This is a genomic window from Humibacter ginsengiterrae, from assembly GCF_054780115.1.
Genome location: NZ_BAAGWY010000004.1, coordinates 209,248 through 223,133 on the forward strand (window position 1 = coordinate 209,248; position 13,886 = coordinate 223,133).

The 13,886-nt window shown below is 67.3% G+C and carries 13 protein-coding genes; 5 read left to right on the top strand and 8 right to left on the bottom strand.

What is annotated here, in order from left to right; genetic code table 11:
- Positions 1 to 15: 15 nt before the first annotated feature.
- Entirely contained in the window at positions 16 to 693 is a 678-nt protein-coding gene (locus tag ACYVII_RS07315; protein WP_460533293.1) for a hypothetical protein, read from the bottom strand.
- Positions 694 to 825: 132 nt separating this feature from the next.
- Positions 826 to 1,368 (bottom strand): amino-acid N-acetyltransferase, encoded by a 543-nt coding sequence (locus ACYVII_RS07320; protein WP_460533297.1) that lies wholly within the window; start codon positions 1,366 to 1,368, stop codon positions 826 to 828.
- Between the two features lie 155 nt (positions 1,369 to 1,523).
- On the opposite strand from ACYVII_RS07320, the gene ACYVII_RS07325 reads away from it, so the two are divergent.
- The gene (locus tag ACYVII_RS07325; protein WP_460533300.1) at positions 1,524 to 1,763 is read left to right on the top strand and encodes a hypothetical protein; all 240 of its coding nucleotides are present in this window, start codon (positions 1,524 to 1,526) and stop codon (positions 1,761 to 1,763) included.
- 196 nt (positions 1,764 to 1,959) lie between these two features.
- Here ACYVII_RS07325 and ACYVII_RS07330 read toward each other — a convergent pair whose 3' ends face one another.
- Together ACYVII_RS07330 and ACYVII_RS07335 are read right to left on the bottom strand one after the other, a co-directional pair.
- The gene (locus tag ACYVII_RS07330; protein ID WP_460533303.1) at positions 1,960 to 4,482 is read right to left on the bottom strand and encodes an ATP-dependent Clp protease ATP-binding subunit; all 2,523 of its coding nucleotides are present in this window, start codon (positions 4,480 to 4,482) and stop codon (positions 1,960 to 1,962) included.
- 208 nt (positions 4,483 to 4,690) lie between these two features.
- Positions 4,691 to 5,140, bottom strand: coding sequence for a hypothetical protein (locus ACYVII_RS07335; protein ID WP_460533306.1), 450 nt, complete (start codon positions 5,138 to 5,140; stop codon positions 4,691 to 4,693).
- Between the two features lie 196 nt (positions 5,141 to 5,336).
- Between ACYVII_RS07335 and ACYVII_RS07340 the strand changes: the two genes are divergently transcribed.
- Together ACYVII_RS07340 and ACYVII_RS07345 are read left to right on the top strand one after the other, a co-directional pair.
- Positions 5,337 to 6,770 (top strand): HNH endonuclease, encoded by a 1,434-nt coding sequence (locus ACYVII_RS07340; protein WP_460533309.1) that lies wholly within the window; start codon positions 5,337 to 5,339, stop codon positions 6,768 to 6,770.
- A gap of 10 nt (positions 6,771 to 6,780) precedes the next feature.
- A complete protein-coding gene (locus tag ACYVII_RS07345; protein WP_460533312.1) occupies positions 6,781 to 7,758 on the top strand; it encodes a pirin family protein in 978 nt (325 codons plus the stop codon).
- A gap of 73 nt (positions 7,759 to 7,831) precedes the next feature.
- Here the strand turns inward: ACYVII_RS07345 and ACYVII_RS07350 are convergent, their stop codons facing one another.
- Positions 7,832 to 9,028 carry a hypothetical protein gene (locus ACYVII_RS07350; RefSeq protein WP_460533315.1) on the bottom strand — a complete coding sequence of 399 codons (1,197 nt, stop codon included), beginning with the start codon at positions 9,026 to 9,028 and terminating at the stop codon, positions 7,832 to 7,834.
- A 178-nt stretch (positions 9,029 to 9,206) separates the two neighbouring features.
- Positions 9,207 to 10,670, bottom strand: a complete 1,464-nt coding sequence (gene cls, locus ACYVII_RS07355; RefSeq protein ID WP_460533318.1) for a cardiolipin synthase — start codon at positions 10,668 to 10,670, stop codon at positions 9,207 to 9,209.
- Positions 10,671 to 10,879: 209 nt separating this feature from the next.
- Here cls and ACYVII_RS07360 point away from each other — a divergent pair, with 209 nt between their 5' ends.
- Positions 10,880 to 11,314, top strand: coding sequence for a MarR family winged helix-turn-helix transcriptional regulator (locus tag ACYVII_RS07360; protein WP_460533321.1), 435 nt, complete (start codon positions 10,880 to 10,882; stop codon positions 11,312 to 11,314).
- A gap of 81 nt (positions 11,315 to 11,395) precedes the next feature.
- The gene (locus ACYVII_RS07365; protein ID WP_460533324.1) at positions 11,396 to 12,796 is read left to right on the top strand and encodes an MFS transporter; all 1,401 of its coding nucleotides are present in this window, start codon (positions 11,396 to 11,398) and stop codon (positions 12,794 to 12,796) included.
- Between the two features lie 18 nt (positions 12,797 to 12,814).
- On the opposite strand, the gene ACYVII_RS07370 is transcribed toward ACYVII_RS07365, so the two are convergent.
- Positions 12,815 to 12,982, bottom strand: a complete 168-nt coding sequence (locus ACYVII_RS07370; protein ID WP_460533326.1) for a hypothetical protein — start codon at positions 12,980 to 12,982, stop codon at positions 12,815 to 12,817.
- 7 nt (positions 12,983 to 12,989) lie between these two features.
- Complete coding sequence (locus ACYVII_RS07375; RefSeq protein ID WP_460533329.1) at positions 12,990 to 13,874, bottom strand: LacI family DNA-binding transcriptional regulator; 885 nt, start codon at positions 13,872 to 13,874, stop codon at positions 12,990 to 12,992.
- Positions 13,875 to 13,886 lie beyond the last annotated feature (12 nt).

Here is a 13,886-nt window from a genome sequence, read left to right on the forward strand (position 1 = left end):
TTGGACGCCCGCAGTTCAGCTCAGCAGGAACTGCTTCGTCGTCTTCGAGGTGACGCCGTCCACCTGCACCTTCAGGTGATACGACGCACCAGCAGCCGGCACCGCCTGTCGCTGCTTCTCGCTGCACGTCGACGGATCGGAACGCGTGCGATCCCACGCAACTGGGTTCGAGGTGAGAGTCTTCCCGGGCTCCAGCAGGATGACTGTGTCAACCGGGTTCGTCTGGCAGTCGGTCGACTTCCAATACACCTCGTTGCCGCTCGTGATCGTGAACACCTGCTTCGCCGTTCCGGCGTCGAACGTGCACGCCTTCGTGCCGGTGTTCGTGATCGAGAACGAGAGCTGCGGCTGAACCCCCGGCCCGTAGCTGTTGGCATCAGTGATCGCTTCGACGTCGATCGCGGATGCCGCACACGCTTTGCCGCTCGCCGTCGCCTTCGTCGTCGGGACGGTCGCCGGATTCGTGGTGGCCTTCGGATTCGTAGTGGCCTTCGGCGTCGAGGTGGCCTTCGACGTCGAGGTCGTCGCCGTGTGGGTCGCCACGGGAGCCGTGGCATCCGACTTGCCACGAGGCGCGAACACGATCAACAGGATCACCACCACGATCGCCAGCAACGCCAGCCCCACCACCAGCCGGCGTCGCCAGTACACCCTGCTCGACTGCGGGCCGACCGGATGCTTCAGGCTCGACATGCCATCAGGCTAAGCGGCACCCATGCGGCACCTGAGGCAACTCGCCGGGTGAAACGGGCAATTCGCAGACGCCAGCGTGGTATCGGACGCCACTTTCGTTGAGGGCCAGGTGGCTCAGCGCACCACGCCCAGCTAGAGATGTTTGATCATGCGGGTGTTGCCGAGCGTGTTCGGCTTCACTCGCGCCAGATCCAGGAACTCGGCGACGCCCTCGTCCCGGCTGCGCAGGAGCTCGTTGTAGACATCCGGATCGACGGTCTCGTGACCCATGTCTTCGAACCCGTGACGCGAGAAGAACCGCACCTCGAACGTCAGGCAGAACAGTCGGCTCAGACCCAGCCCGGTCGCGTCGTACTCGAGACGCTCCAGCATGGCGTGTCCGACGCCCCGACCGCGCCATTCGTCGGCGACCGCGAGGGTGCGCACTTCGCCCAGGTCTTCCCACAGCACGTGCAGGGCACCGCACCCGATCAGCTCACCGTCGAGATCTTCGGCGACCCGGAACTCCTGCAGAGCCTCATACAGCGCGACACGCTCCTTGCCGAGCAGGATGCGTCGCTCGACCAGCGGCTGCACGAGCTGCTGCATGCGTGGCACATCCCCCGTGCGGGCGCGGCGCACGCGGAACCCGCGCAACTCGGTCGTCGAGATCGGCTCGGTGAGGAGGTCTGCCACGCTTTTCAGAATAGGCGGTGTTGCCGAGCGCAACCTGGCGCAGTCATCCGCCGCCGCATCGGGGAGGAGCGCAAGGGGGATGACAGCGACGGCCGGCAGCAGGATGCTGAGAGAACGCGCGTGCCTCAAGCGCGCGAGAACTCGAAGGGACAGCGATGAAGATCATCATCTTCGCCACCGGCGTGGTCGTCGGCTACATCCTCGGCGCGCGAGCGGGCCGCAAAGGATACGAACGGCTGCGCGAGAACGCGCGGAGGATCGCCAACTCCCCTGCCGTGCAGAACGTCGCGAACAGCGTCGGCGATGTGGTCGGCTCGGCGGCGAACCTCGCCGGCGACAAGATCTCGGATGCCCTCGGCTCGGTCGAGAAGAAGCTCGACGACGCTGCCGGCTGATAGCACTGCGGGAAGGAAGCGCCGCGCTCTAAGGCGGAGGAACCCGCACCCGCGGACGGAAGAACACGCGCTCTCGCGGAGAAGAACCCGGACCCTTGAGCGGAAGAACCCGCACCCTCGGGGAAGGCGGAGCGCGCCTCGCACGCAACGAGACGCGGGACCGACCTGCTGGTCGATCCCGCGTCTCGTTGTGCGTTTACAGTCCTGCCGCCAGGTCGGGGGTGGCCGCACCGGTGCCGACCGGGCCGGCCGCGATCGCGCCCACCGGGTCCTTGCGGGCGGCGGTCGTGAACACGAACTCGCCGTTCTGGAAGTCCACCGTGACGTGATCGCCGGCGTTCAGCTCGCCGTGCAGGATCTTCTCACTGAGCCGGTCCTCCACCTCGTGCTGCACGGCGCGACGCAGCGGGCGGGCGCCTAGTGCCGGATCGAATCCGACCTCGATGAGTCGCTCCTTGGCGGGCTGCGTGAGCTCGATCGTCATGTCGCGGTCGAGCATCCGCTCGCCGAGGCGCTTCGTGAACAGGTCGACGATCTGCAGCAGCTCGCTCTTGTCGAGCTGCGGGAACACGATGATCTCGTCGACGCGGTTCAAGAACTCGGGCTTGAAGTTCTTCTTCAGCTCCTCGTTCACCTTCCCGCGCATGCGGTCGTAGCCGGACTGGCTGCCCGCGTCGCCCTCGGCCTGGAAACCGACGGGTCCGCCGGAGATCGCTGCCGTTCCGAGGTTGGTCGTCATGATGATGACCGTGTTCTTGAAGTCGACGACGCGACCCTGGCCATCCGTCAGACGCCCCTCCTCGAGAATCTGCAGGAGCGAGTTGAAGATGTCGGGGTGCGCCTTCTCGATCTCGTCGAACAGGACGACGCTGAACGGCTTGCGGCGCACCTTCTCGGTGAGCTGACCGCCCTCTTCGAAGCCGACGAAGCCGGGAGGGGCGCCGAACAGGCGGGAGACCGTGTGCTTCTCGCCGTACTCGGACATGTCGAGCGAGATCATCGCCGACTCGTCGTCGAACAGGAACTCGGCGAGCGCCTTGGCCAGCTCGGTCTTTCCGACACCGGTCGGGCCGGCGAAGATGAACGAGCCGGACGGGCGGTGCGGGTCCTTCAGACCGGCACGCTGACGGCGGATCGTGCGGGAGAGCGCCGAGATGGCCTCCTCCTGGCCGATGACTCGCTGGTGCAGCGCCTTCTCCATGAAGACGAGGCGGCTGGACTCCTCCTCGGTGAGCTTGAACACCGGGATGCCCGTGGCCTGCGCCAGCACTTCGGCGATGAGCCCCTCGTCGACCTCGGCGGTCGTCTTCACGTCGCCCGAGCGCCACTGCTTCTCGAGCCGCAACCGCTCGCCGAGCAGGTTCTTCTCCTCGTCGCGCAGCGCGGCGGCCTTCTCGAAGTCCTGCTCCTCGATCGCCGACTCCTTGCGCTCGCGCACCTTCGCGATCTTGTCGTCGAACTCGCGGAGCTCCGGCGGGGCGGACAGGATCGACAGGCGCAGCCGCGCGCCGGCCTCGTCGATCAGGTCGATGGCCTTGTCGGGCAGGAAGCGGTCGCTGATGTAGCGGTCGGAGAGGTTCGCCGCGGCGACGATCGCGCCATCCGTGATCGACACCTTGTGGTGCGCCTCGTAGCGGTCGCGCAGCCCCTTCAGGATGTTGATCGCGTGCGGCAGCGACGGCTCCGCGACCTGGATGGGCTGGAAGCGGCGCTCGAGCGCGGCATCCTTCTCGAAGTGCTTGCGGTACTCGTCGAGCGTGGTCGCACCGATGGTCTGCAGCTCGCCGCGCGCCAGCAGCGGCTTCAGGATGCTCGCGGCATCGATCGCGCCCTCCGCGGCACCCGCACCCACCAGGGTGTGGATCTCGTCGATGAACGTGATGATGTCACCGCGGGTGCGGATCTCCTTGGTCACCTTCTTGAGGCGTTCCTCGAAGTCACCGCGGTAGCGCGAGCCGGCGATCAGCGAGCCGAGGTCGAGCGTGTACAGCTGCTTGTCTTTCAGCGTCTCGGGCACGTCGCCGCGCACGATCGCCTGGGCAAGCCCCTCCACCACGGCGGTCTTGCCCACGCCGGGCTCCCCGATGAGCACCGGGTTGTTCTTGGACCGGCGCGACAGGATCTGCATGACGCGCTCGATCTCCTTCTCACGGCCGATCACCGGATCGAGTTTGTTCTCGCGCGCAGCCTGCGTGAGGTTGCGGCCGAACTGGTCGAGGATCTGGCTTCCACCCTGAGCGCTCTGCTGCTCGTTCGCCCCCACCTGTACCTGCTCCTTGCCCTGATAGCCGGAGAGCAACTGGATGACCTGCTGGCGCACCCGGTTGAGGTCCGCGCCGAGCTTGACGAGCACCTGTGCGGCCACGCCTTCGCCCTCGCGGATGAGTCCGAGCAGGATGTGCTCGGTTCCGATGTAGTTGTGTCCGAGCTGCAGCGCTTCGCGGAGCGACAGCTCGAGCACCTTCTTCGCACGCGGAGTGAACGGGATGTGCCCGGTGGGCTGCTGCTGGCCCTGGCCGATGATGTCTTGCACCTGCTCGCGCACGGCATCCAGCGAGATCCCCAGCGACTCCAGGGCCTTCGCCGCGACACCCTCACCCTCGTGGATCAGACCGAGCAGGATGTGCTCGGTTCCGATGTAGTTGTGGTTGAGCATCTTGGCCTCTTCTTGGGCCAAGACGACGACGCGGCGAGCTCGGTCGGTGAATCTCTCAAACATGTGGTCACTCCTCGCAGGGCCGCTGGCGGAGCGCTGGCGGGATGCGCGCGGTGTTGCTCACGAGCATCCGGATGCCTGCACGTCGGCCCCGTTATGAATCAGGGTAATAAGCGGCTCGGCTCGTGTGGCGGCTGTTCGCCGTCGGCGTTAAGGCGTCGCGAGGCGTGGGCGCGAGCGCATACTGTGCAGCGCGCGCTGGTTCGCTCGCCTACTTCGACGACATGCCCTGCAGGGTCCAGGTGAGGCCCTGACCCGTGACCGAGACGTCGCTGTGACGGTCGATCGTGTTCGGGGTGGCGAACACGGTGGTGTGCGGCACGTAGTCCATCGTGCAGACCTTGTTCTTCGCGAGCTTGGGGATCGTGAGCTCCACCTTGTTGTGCCCCGTGAGGTTGAAGCGCGACGGTACCGGCGGGCAGGTCGAGCTCCCGTACAGCGTGACGGTGAACTGGTCGCCGCCCTTGAGCCACACGGAGAACGGTGCGCCCCCGGCGCTGCTGGGGGGAGCCTCGACTCCCTTCGGCTCACCCTTGTAGTCGGTGATGGGCTTCGTGGAGTTCTGCGAGCATCCGGCGAGCGCGAGCACGGTGAGACCGGCGACGACGGAGGCGATGGCGACGCGCGAGGACCAGCGCGAGCGGGCGAGGGGGCGCGGCATGCCTCCATGGTAGGTGCGGGACGGTCTGGCCTGACGGCCCGCGGCTGTCTTGACGGTGTTCGCTGGAATTCCCGCCCGAGATTGTCGCAATCTACGTGGCGAAACGACAAGCGTAGACAGGAAAGCCGGGCCGAGCACGGGACAGGGATGTCTGCCCCTCTCGATAGTGTGTGAGGAACGGAAAGGCTCGCCGAACATGCTCCCTGACGATGTGCGTCTCATCGACCCCGACGCGGCGGATGGGGTGCGAATCAGAACCGACATGCTTCCCAGCACGACATGGGGGTCGAATGTGCGCGGCTTGGTCTCTCACAAGGACTGGGACCGCCTGCGTTTGCCGGTCTGCGCCGCCGCCGAGAACCGTTGCGAAGTGTGCGGTCGGCATGGGAGACGGGTGAACGGGAGAACTTTGCGCCCTGATTGTCATGAGATCTGGGTGTTCGAGACCCGCAACGGGCGCAACGTCCAACGGCTCGAGCGACTGATCGCTCTTTGCAAGGCATGTCACTCGGTGCAGCACATGGGGCGCGCAGCTGCGCGCGGGACGACGGAACACACGATACGCACCCTCCAGCGTGTGAACGGCTGGTCCCGGGACGAGGCACTCGCGGACATTCGCCGCGCGATCGCACGGTTCGAAACCCTGGACCATGTACAGTTCGATCTCGATCTGAGCGTCCTCGCCGGCAAGCTTTCGCTACCCGGATACCCCGACCTGTACATCCCTGCCGCTGAGCGCTCCGAGCTGGGTAACAGTTACTACGGGGACAACGGATCTCCGCAACCGGACATCCCGCGCGCTGCTGGCCGGGGTGACGACCGCAGCCGATTGCCTCCGGACCCGCGGCAAGCCGATGACCGTTCGGCTCCGGCGGACCAGCAGCTCGGCGCTGACGAGGATGCATCGCCACCCCCAACAGCTCATGCCAAACCGACGCGGCGGCCAGCGAGGACCCCTTTCATCCGTCTCATTGCGAGTCCTCAGCGCCGCGAGACACTTGCGAAGAGCGTGGGATGGGTGTGCATAGGGCTAGGTTGGCTCGGCTTCTTCGCGTGCTTCATGGCCGTTGGCTCACCGTGGATCGACCTCGCAAGCAGAACAGGCAGATTCTGGCTTCTCGTCCCGCTCGGCCTCGTAGCCGTCCTCGCGACAGTGTTCGCGGGAGTACCGGTCCTGCATCCCGTTGGCCGAGCAGTGTGGTTCGTTGTCGCGGCGATGCCGCCGCTCGCGTTGCTGTGGATACTCGTCCAGAACTCGAGCTTTCTCGGGAATCTCACCAAGCCCATTACTTTTGCGACGCTAGTGCTTTTTCCGACGGGATCGTGGCTCTGCGCTGCAGCCGGCTGGGTTCAGGGTCGCCGAAAGGCTGCAGAATTCTGGGGCTGGATGGTGCAACGCGCGATCGTTGGGCCCGAGCGCTTGATCTACCTGGCACACTCGGCGGGCAGCCCAACCGAGTCGCGCGTGCTGTCGCAGGATCTGTTCACCGGCATCCGCAGGAACGAGAAGCTATGGGGCTATCAGCCTGCTGGACGCTGGGTACTCGTCACACCGGAACGCGAGGTGACGGCAGTAGCGCTTGATGCATGGCGCCAGGTCTTCGACCGACGAAACATGCGCCGCACGTAGGATGCCGCACATGAGCAACCTGGAGCGCCGTCCGGCGGAACTCGTGGCGGAGTGCGAGGCTGCCGATGGCGCCGGAATCGTGCTGCTGGAACCGCGGGATGTGCCATTGGGTGGGCCGCGCGCGATGCCGGTGCACCGCACTCTGCCGCAGCGGACGAAGTCGACGATCGGGGGCTGGTGCTTCCTCGATCACTATGGCCCTGACGACGTCTCCGTGACGGGCGGGATGCGCGTGCCCCCGCATCCGCACACCGGCCTGCAGACCGTGAGCTGGCTGTTCCAGGGCGAGATAGAGCATCGCGACAGCGTCGGCTCGCACGCCATGGTGCGACCGGGCGAGCTGAACCTCATGACGGCAGGGCACGGCATCAGCCACTCGGAGGACTCGACTCCCGAGACGACCGTGCTGCACGGCGCGCAGTTGTGGCTCGCGCTTCCGGACGCCTGGCGCGAGCAGGCGCCGTTCTTCGAGCGAACAGTTCCCTCCCCCGCCACGATCGGCGACGGCGTGGTGGCGCGTGTGTTCATCGGGGAGCTCGCAGGCGCAACCGCTCGGGCGACGGTGTTCAGCCCGCTCGTCGGCGCTCAGCTCGACCTGGATGCCGGTGCGTCCGTCGATCTTGCCGTAGCGCCGGACTTCGAGCACGGCATCCTGCTCGATCTCGGCGACATCGCCGTCGAGAGCGTCGACGTGCCGCACCGGCACCTCGCATACGTGCCGCCCGGACGCTCGCGACTGCGGCTTTCGTCGGTCGGCGGCGCGCGCATCCTGCTGCTGGGCGGCGAGCCGCTCGGGGAACAGATCGTGATGTGGTGGAACTTCATCGGCCGCAGCCACGACGAGGTCGTCGCGTCGCGGGAGCAGTGGCAGCGCGAGGTGATCGACGGAGCGGATGCCGCCGGCCGGTTCGGCACGGTCGCGGACTACCCGGGGCATCCGCTCGCGGCACCCGCCATGCCGACCGTGCGGCTGAAGCCGCGGCAGTAGACGCGACGACGGCCGCCGCTCCAGAGCGCGGCGGCCGTCATGCCGTTGGGCATGGTGAACCGTTGGGCACGGTTCAGCGGTAGAGCGGGCTCCCGTCGGGCGCGGCCGGGACAGGAGTGCCGTCCGTGAACGTCGGCCAGGCCAGGGGCGCACCCGCGACGGCAGCGAAGTCCGGTGCGCCGGAGGCTCCCGCCGGAACCGGGGCACCGTTCGCCAGGCGGGGCCACGCGAGTGGCGGGTGCGCGGCCGTGGCAGGCCGCGGCCCGCCGGCCTGCGGCTGCGCGGCGGTCGGCGCAACCGGCGCCTGCGGCACAGGCGGGACGGGAGGCACCGGGCCTGAGCCCTGCCGGAACCCGGGCGCCTGGGGCACGGGCGGCACGCCAGGGCGGAAGGCACCGCTGCCGTAGCCGCCGGGGCCGTAGGCACCGCTCACGAAGGCGAACGACGACCCCGTGCGCTGCACTCGATGGCTGCGGCCCGTGAGCAGTCCCCAGAGCGGGATCAGCACGAGTGCGACGCCGGCGATCACCGCGATGGAGGCGACGACACGACCATAGAAGTCCAGGTCCCACAGGTGGTTGAACGGCGTGGGTGCAGGAATCGTCACCATGATGCCGATGACGCCGAACGCGCACCCCGAGATGTACGCGAGCGCGCGGGTCACGGTCGTGACCCACCTCGAATACAGGAACCGCACGAGGTCGACGAGCGCGAGCATCCCGCGCACGAAGATGAGACACAGGATGCTTCGCCAGATGTCGATCCAGAGCGCGAACGGGCCGGAGCCGTTCTCCGTCCAGATCGTGACGATCCAGAGCAATAGCAGGTAGGCATCCGTCGCCAGCGACGCGAACTCGAACCACTCGGGACGGTACGCACCGATGACCGTGTCGAGCCACACCAGGAGCGCGAAGACGATCAGCGCGATGTCTGTGGTGACGACGCGTCCGAGGGTGTCGCTGCCCGCGCCGAACAGGATGAACAGCACTGAGACGAGCGCGCACGCCGCCACGACGATGAGCACGATGCGAGCGCCCCAGGCGCCGAGCACGCTGGCACGCTTGCCGATCGGCGCGAACGGCCCAGCCAGAGGCGCCGCAGGAGCGGCGGCTGCGGGTGCCGGAGGCGGCGTCTGGCCCGGAGGCGGAGGAGGCATCTCGCCTGCGGGCGGCGACGGGATCTCGCCCGCAGCTGACTGCGGGAACGCGGCGGACGGCGGGGCCGCGCCCTGCGACGCACCGGTCTGCTGGTTCGGGCTCTCTTGGCTCATGAAGGCCTCCTCGTGATCGCGCCGCCAGCGTATCGAAGGCCGGCGTTCCGGGCGACCGCTTTCCACAGCCTGGCCCCCAATCCATTCCACTCGTTCAGATGGTCCTTAGGGCTGCGTCATAAGGGCAATCGGCGCGACTCGAACACGGAAGACCCGACACCGGCCGCCGGCCGGCGGCTCACTGCAGGGCGGAGGTCAGCCTCGCGAGGTTGTCGAGCATGGTGGACGGCAGCGGCTGCTTCAGCCATTCGTCCAGGGTGAGCTGCTTGCTGGCATCCCGGTACCCCTGCTCCACCTCGCGCATCTCGGCGACGAATGACTTGCCGCGCACCATCAGCGAGATCTCCGCGTTCAGCATGAACGAGCGCATGTCCATGTTGCTGGAGCCGATGACAGCGACCTCATCGTCGATCGTGAAGTGCTTGGCGTGCAGGATGTACGGCGCCTTGTACATCCAGATCGTCACGCCAGCGCGCAGCAGTTGTTCGTAGTAGGAGCGCTGCGCGTGGTAGACGAGCGCCTGGTCGCCGATCTCGGAGACGAAGAGCTCGACATGGATGCCCCGCTGCACCGCCGTGGTCAGCGCGGTCAGCATCGCCTCGTCTGGCACGAAGTACGGCGACGTGATGATGATCCGTTCCGTGGCGTAGTAGAGCAGCGCGAGGAACAGCTTGAGGTTGTTCTCGTTGTCGAAACCGGGCCCGCTCGGCACGAGCTGACAGTCCAGTTCCTCCTCGACGTTCACCGTGACGATCGGGTCGCGCTCGCGCGCGAGCAGGTCGCCGGTCTCCGAGTACCAGTCGGTGATGAAGATCGCGTTGAGCCCGGCCACGATGGGGCCCTCGAGCCGGGTGACGAGTTCCTTCCATTTCAGCCCGCGCTTGATGTTGCTGCGCTTGTTGTAGGTGCGGTCGATCACGTTCTGCGATCCCATGAACCCGACCCTGCCGTCGGCGACCAGCAGCTTGCGGTGATTGCGCAGATCCGGCCGCTGATACTTGCCCTTCAGCGGCTGCACCGGCAGCATGAGCCGCCACTGCGCGCCCATGGCGGTGAGACGTTTGATGGTGCGCTTGTAGTCCCTGGTGCGGAGCGACGCGATGTGGTCCAGAAGCACGCGTACCGTGACGCCGCGCTTCACTGCGGCCTCGAGTGCGTCGAAGAACGGCGCCGTCGTGTCGTCCCAGCTGAGGATGTAGAACTCGACGTGCACGTAACGAGTGGCGGCGTCGACGGCCTGAGTCATGGCATCCAGCGACGCCTCGTAGGCACCGATCAGCGACGCCGCGTTGCCGCCGACGAGTGGCATGGCCCCGAGACTGCGGTTCATGCGCACGACCGGCTCTAGCCACGGGGGCCACGGATGATCGCGGCGCACCCTCTCGATGCCCTCGGTGGATTCGAGGATGAACTGGTTGATCTGCTGTTGCCGCAGACGTCGCTGTTTGGGCAACTTGTAGCTGCCGATGAGCAGGAAGAACAGCCATCCGATGTACGGGATGAAGTAGACGGCCAGCAGCCAGGCCGTCGCCGAGGTGGGCCGACGGTTGCGGGGGATGACGATGATCGCGACGATACGCAGCCCGAAGTCGACGACGAGCCCGATCACGATGATGATCCAGGTCAGGGTGCCGCTGTCCATGTCATCCCCTCGTGCAGCCGGCTGGGGCTGACGCTAGCACCGGACGACGACAGTCTGCGCCACCGACAAGGGGCGAAGTGGGGGAACGACTAGTTGTTGCCGGCACCGACGTTGTCGACGCTCGCTGTCGTCTTAGCCGCAATGTCTATCGGGCTCGCTTAGGAAGAGCAACCTTGCAAGATTAATCTTGCAAGAGTAACCTTCTGAATATGGCGGATGAGATCGACGTGGAGGCGACTGCCGGTGAGCTGCGTCGTGCGGTGAGCCAGGTCAAGCGGCGGATGCGCAGCACCCGTTCCTCCGAGCTCAGCGCGCCGGAGTCCTCGGTGCTGTCCCGTTTGGATCGCAACGGCTCGGACAACATCGCCGGGCTCGCCCGGTGGGATCAGGTGACGCCGCAGACGATGGGTTCGACGGTCGCCGCGCTCGAGGCGCGTGGGTTCATCCAGCGACAGCCGGACCCTGACGATGGGCGCCGCTTCGTCCTGTCGCTGACCGCGGCCGGCGCACGCCAGCTGCACGACATCCGCGACGCTGCGACCCACAGCATCGCTGTCGCCCTCCGCGAGCATCTCAGCCCGGAGGAGATCCGGCTGATCCATGATGCGGCGCCGCTGATCGAGCGCGTCGCCCAGTTCCTCTAACTCGGTTCCCTTTCTTTCAACAGCGGGCGGCGCGCACCGGCCCGCCGCCGACTGCGCCCGCTGGCGCCCTGGAGCATCTCGATGTCTGATTCAGCTACGACGTCCGCCTCGTCGCCGAGCAGCCCGTTCAACTGGCGGTTCACCACGCCGCTGTACATCGGCTCGGCCCTCAACCCGATCAACAGCTCGCTGATCGCGACGGCCCTGGTGCCGATCGCGGCCGGCGTGCACGTCTCGATCGGGCAGACCGCGGTGCTCGTCTCTGCCCTCTACCTCGCCAGCGCGATCGCGCAACCCACCGCGGGCAAGGCGGCGGAGGTGTTCGGGCCGCGGCGCGTGTTCCTCACCGGCATCCTGCTGGTTCTCGCCGGCGGGATCGTCGGCGGGCTTGCGCCGGGGCTTCTGGCGTTGATCATCAGCCGGGTGCTGATCGGCCTGGGCACCTCCTGCGCCTATCCGACGGCGATGGTCCTGATCCGCAGGCGCGCCCGCACGGCGGGGCTCGAGAAACCGCCCGGAGCCGTCCTTGGCGGCCTCATGATCGCCGGCGTCGCGACCGCATCGCTCGGCCTGCCTATCGGCGGCGTGCTCGTGCAGTTCCTCGGCTGGCGCTCGGTGTTCCTCATCAACGTCCCGGTTGCGCTGACCGGGCTGATCGCAACGTTGATGTGGGTGCCCCGTGACGAGCTCACCGTTCGGCGCACGGCGCGCCGGATCGCATCGGACCTGGATCTGACGGGAATTCTCGGCTTCGCGCTGGCGATGACGAGCCTGCTGCTCTTCCTCTCGAGTTTCCCGAACCCGAACTGGGCGCTGCTGGCGGCGACGGTCGTGCTCTGGGTCCTCGAGGTCTGGTGGGAGTTGCGCGCGAAGTCACCGTTCTTCGACGTCCGGCTCCTCGGCCGCAACGCCGCCCTTACCCGCACTCTGATCCGGTTCGGGCTCGTCATGCTGTGCGGGTACGTCGTCCTCTACGGCATCACCCAGTGGCTGGAGGCATCCCAGGGCATGTCGGAGCTCGGCTCTGGCCTCCTGCTCATCCCGATGACTCTCGTCTCCGGCCTTGTGATCGTGCCGTTCTCGCGCCGCAACCTGGTGCGCGGCCCGATCATCGGCGCCGCCGTCGCGTGCATCGCCGCAGCGGTCTGCGCCCTCTTCCTGCCCACCCCGGCGTGGCTTGTCGTCACCCTCGCGGTCACGACCCTGCTCGGCTTCGCGCAGGGCGCGGCGAGTAGCAACCAGCTCGCTCTTTACAGCCAGGCGACGGCCGAGCAGCTCGGCACCGCGTCCGGCCTGATGCGCTCCTTCGGCTACCTCGGCTCCATCGCCTCTTCCGCGATCACCGGCATCGTCTACCGCACCAACGTCACCGACACGGGCGTGACCACGATCGCCTGGATCATGGTCGGCGCAAGCCTCGTCCTCCTCGGCATCTCCGTCTTCGACCGAACCCTGCGTCACACCGCCGGCGCGGCCGCCTGAAGTCCCGGCCTCCTACGGCTAGTGCTGGAGGCCGCGGCGGGCGCGCTCCTGCGCCTCGATCTTCGCGTACGCCTTGCGCTCACTGCGATCGGCATGCACGAGCGAACGCATCACCACCCAGAAGACGAGCCCGACGAGAACCGTCGGCGCGAGCGCCCAGATGATGCCTGCCCATACGCCGTCCATGATGTGGTCAAGGATACGCGCTGGAGCTTGGGGACACCGCCGCATCCACTCGGGGAGCGGCCGTCGAACCGCGCTGAATGAACACAGAGAGCGGCGCCGTGACGTCTTGCGGTTCTCCGCCGTCGATCACGGCCAGCAGCGTGGTCGCCGCGAGGCCGCCGAGATCCCTCACGTCGTGGCTCATCGCCGACAGTGGTGGCGTGGCGAGCCGGCAGAGCGTGGAGTCGTCCCAGGCCACGATCGAAAGGTCGCCGGGCACGGACATGCCGCGCGCCTTCACCGCCTCGAGTCCGGCAACAGCCATCACATCGTTGTCGAAGATCACCGCGGTCGGCGGTTGCGGCGACTCCAGCAGCTGCAGGATGGCGGCCGCTCCGCTCGGGCCGGAGTAGTCGCCGATCGCGGTGCTGGACGCCGCACCGGCGGCAGCCATGGCATCCGCGAAGGCCACGGTTCGAGCCTGGGTGTGCACGAGGCGTTCGGGGCCGGAGACACGACCGATCGCGTGGTGCCCGAGCCGCACGAGCTGCTCGACGGCGTGCACGGTGGTCGTGTAGTTGTCGACGCGCACGACGGCGCCGCCGGCGGCATCCACGGGCTCACCGAGCGTGACGTGCGGCAGCCCGAGCTCGGCGAGCACGGCACCCCGTGGATCGTCGACGGTGAGGTCACTGACCACCACGCCGGCGACGGTTCCGGATGCCGCCCACCTGCGGTACGCGGTGAGCTCGTCGGCGACCGTGGGCACGGTCTGCATCAGCACGCGCATGCCGCGCGGGTGCAGCACGTCTTCCATTCCCGCTATGACCTCGCTGTAGAACGGGTCGACGCCGACCGGCGAGCGCAGGAACGCCATGCCGATCGCCGCAGGCTCGTTCCGTTTCGCACTCATGCGTACAGTATC

Coding starts and splice junctions, on each gene's coding strand:
- ACYVII_RS07315 (WP_460533293.1), bottom strand. CDS start 693: ATGTCGAGCCTGAAGCATCCGGTCGGCCCGCAGTCGAGCAGGGTGTAC.
- ACYVII_RS07325 (WP_460533300.1), top strand. CDS start 1,524: ATGAAGATCATCATCTTCGCCACCGGCGTGGTCGTCGGCTACATCCTC.
- ACYVII_RS07330 (WP_460533303.1), bottom strand. CDS start 4,482: ATGTTTGAGAGATTCACCGACCGAGCTCGCCGCGTCGTCGTCTTGGCC.
- ACYVII_RS07335 (WP_460533306.1), bottom strand. CDS start 5,140: ATGCCGCGCCCCCTCGCCCGCTCGCGCTGGTCCTCGCGCGTCGCCATC.
- ACYVII_RS07340 (WP_460533309.1), top strand. CDS start 5,337: ATGCTCCCTGACGATGTGCGTCTCATCGACCCCGACGCGGCGGATGGG.
- ACYVII_RS07345 (WP_460533312.1), top strand. CDS start 6,781: ATGAGCAACCTGGAGCGCCGTCCGGCGGAACTCGTGGCGGAGTGCGAG.
- ACYVII_RS07350 (WP_460533315.1), bottom strand. CDS start 9,028: ATGAGCCAAGAGAGCCCGAACCAGCAGACCGGTGCGTCGCAGGGCGCG.
- cls (WP_460533318.1), bottom strand. CDS start 10,670: ATGGACAGCGGCACCCTGACCTGGATCATCATCGTGATCGGGCTCGTC.
- ACYVII_RS07360 (WP_460533321.1), top strand. CDS start 10,880: ATGGCGGATGAGATCGACGTGGAGGCGACTGCCGGTGAGCTGCGTCGT.
- ACYVII_RS07365 (WP_460533324.1), top strand. CDS start 11,396: ATGTCTGATTCAGCTACGACGTCCGCCTCGTCGCCGAGCAGCCCGTTC.
- ACYVII_RS07370 (WP_460533326.1), bottom strand. CDS start 12,982: ATGGACGGCGTATGGGCAGGCATCATCTGGGCGCTCGCGCCGACGGTT.
- ACYVII_RS07375 (WP_460533329.1), bottom strand. CDS start 13,874: ATGAGTGCGAAACGGAACGAGCCTGCGGCGATCGGCATGGCGTTCCTG.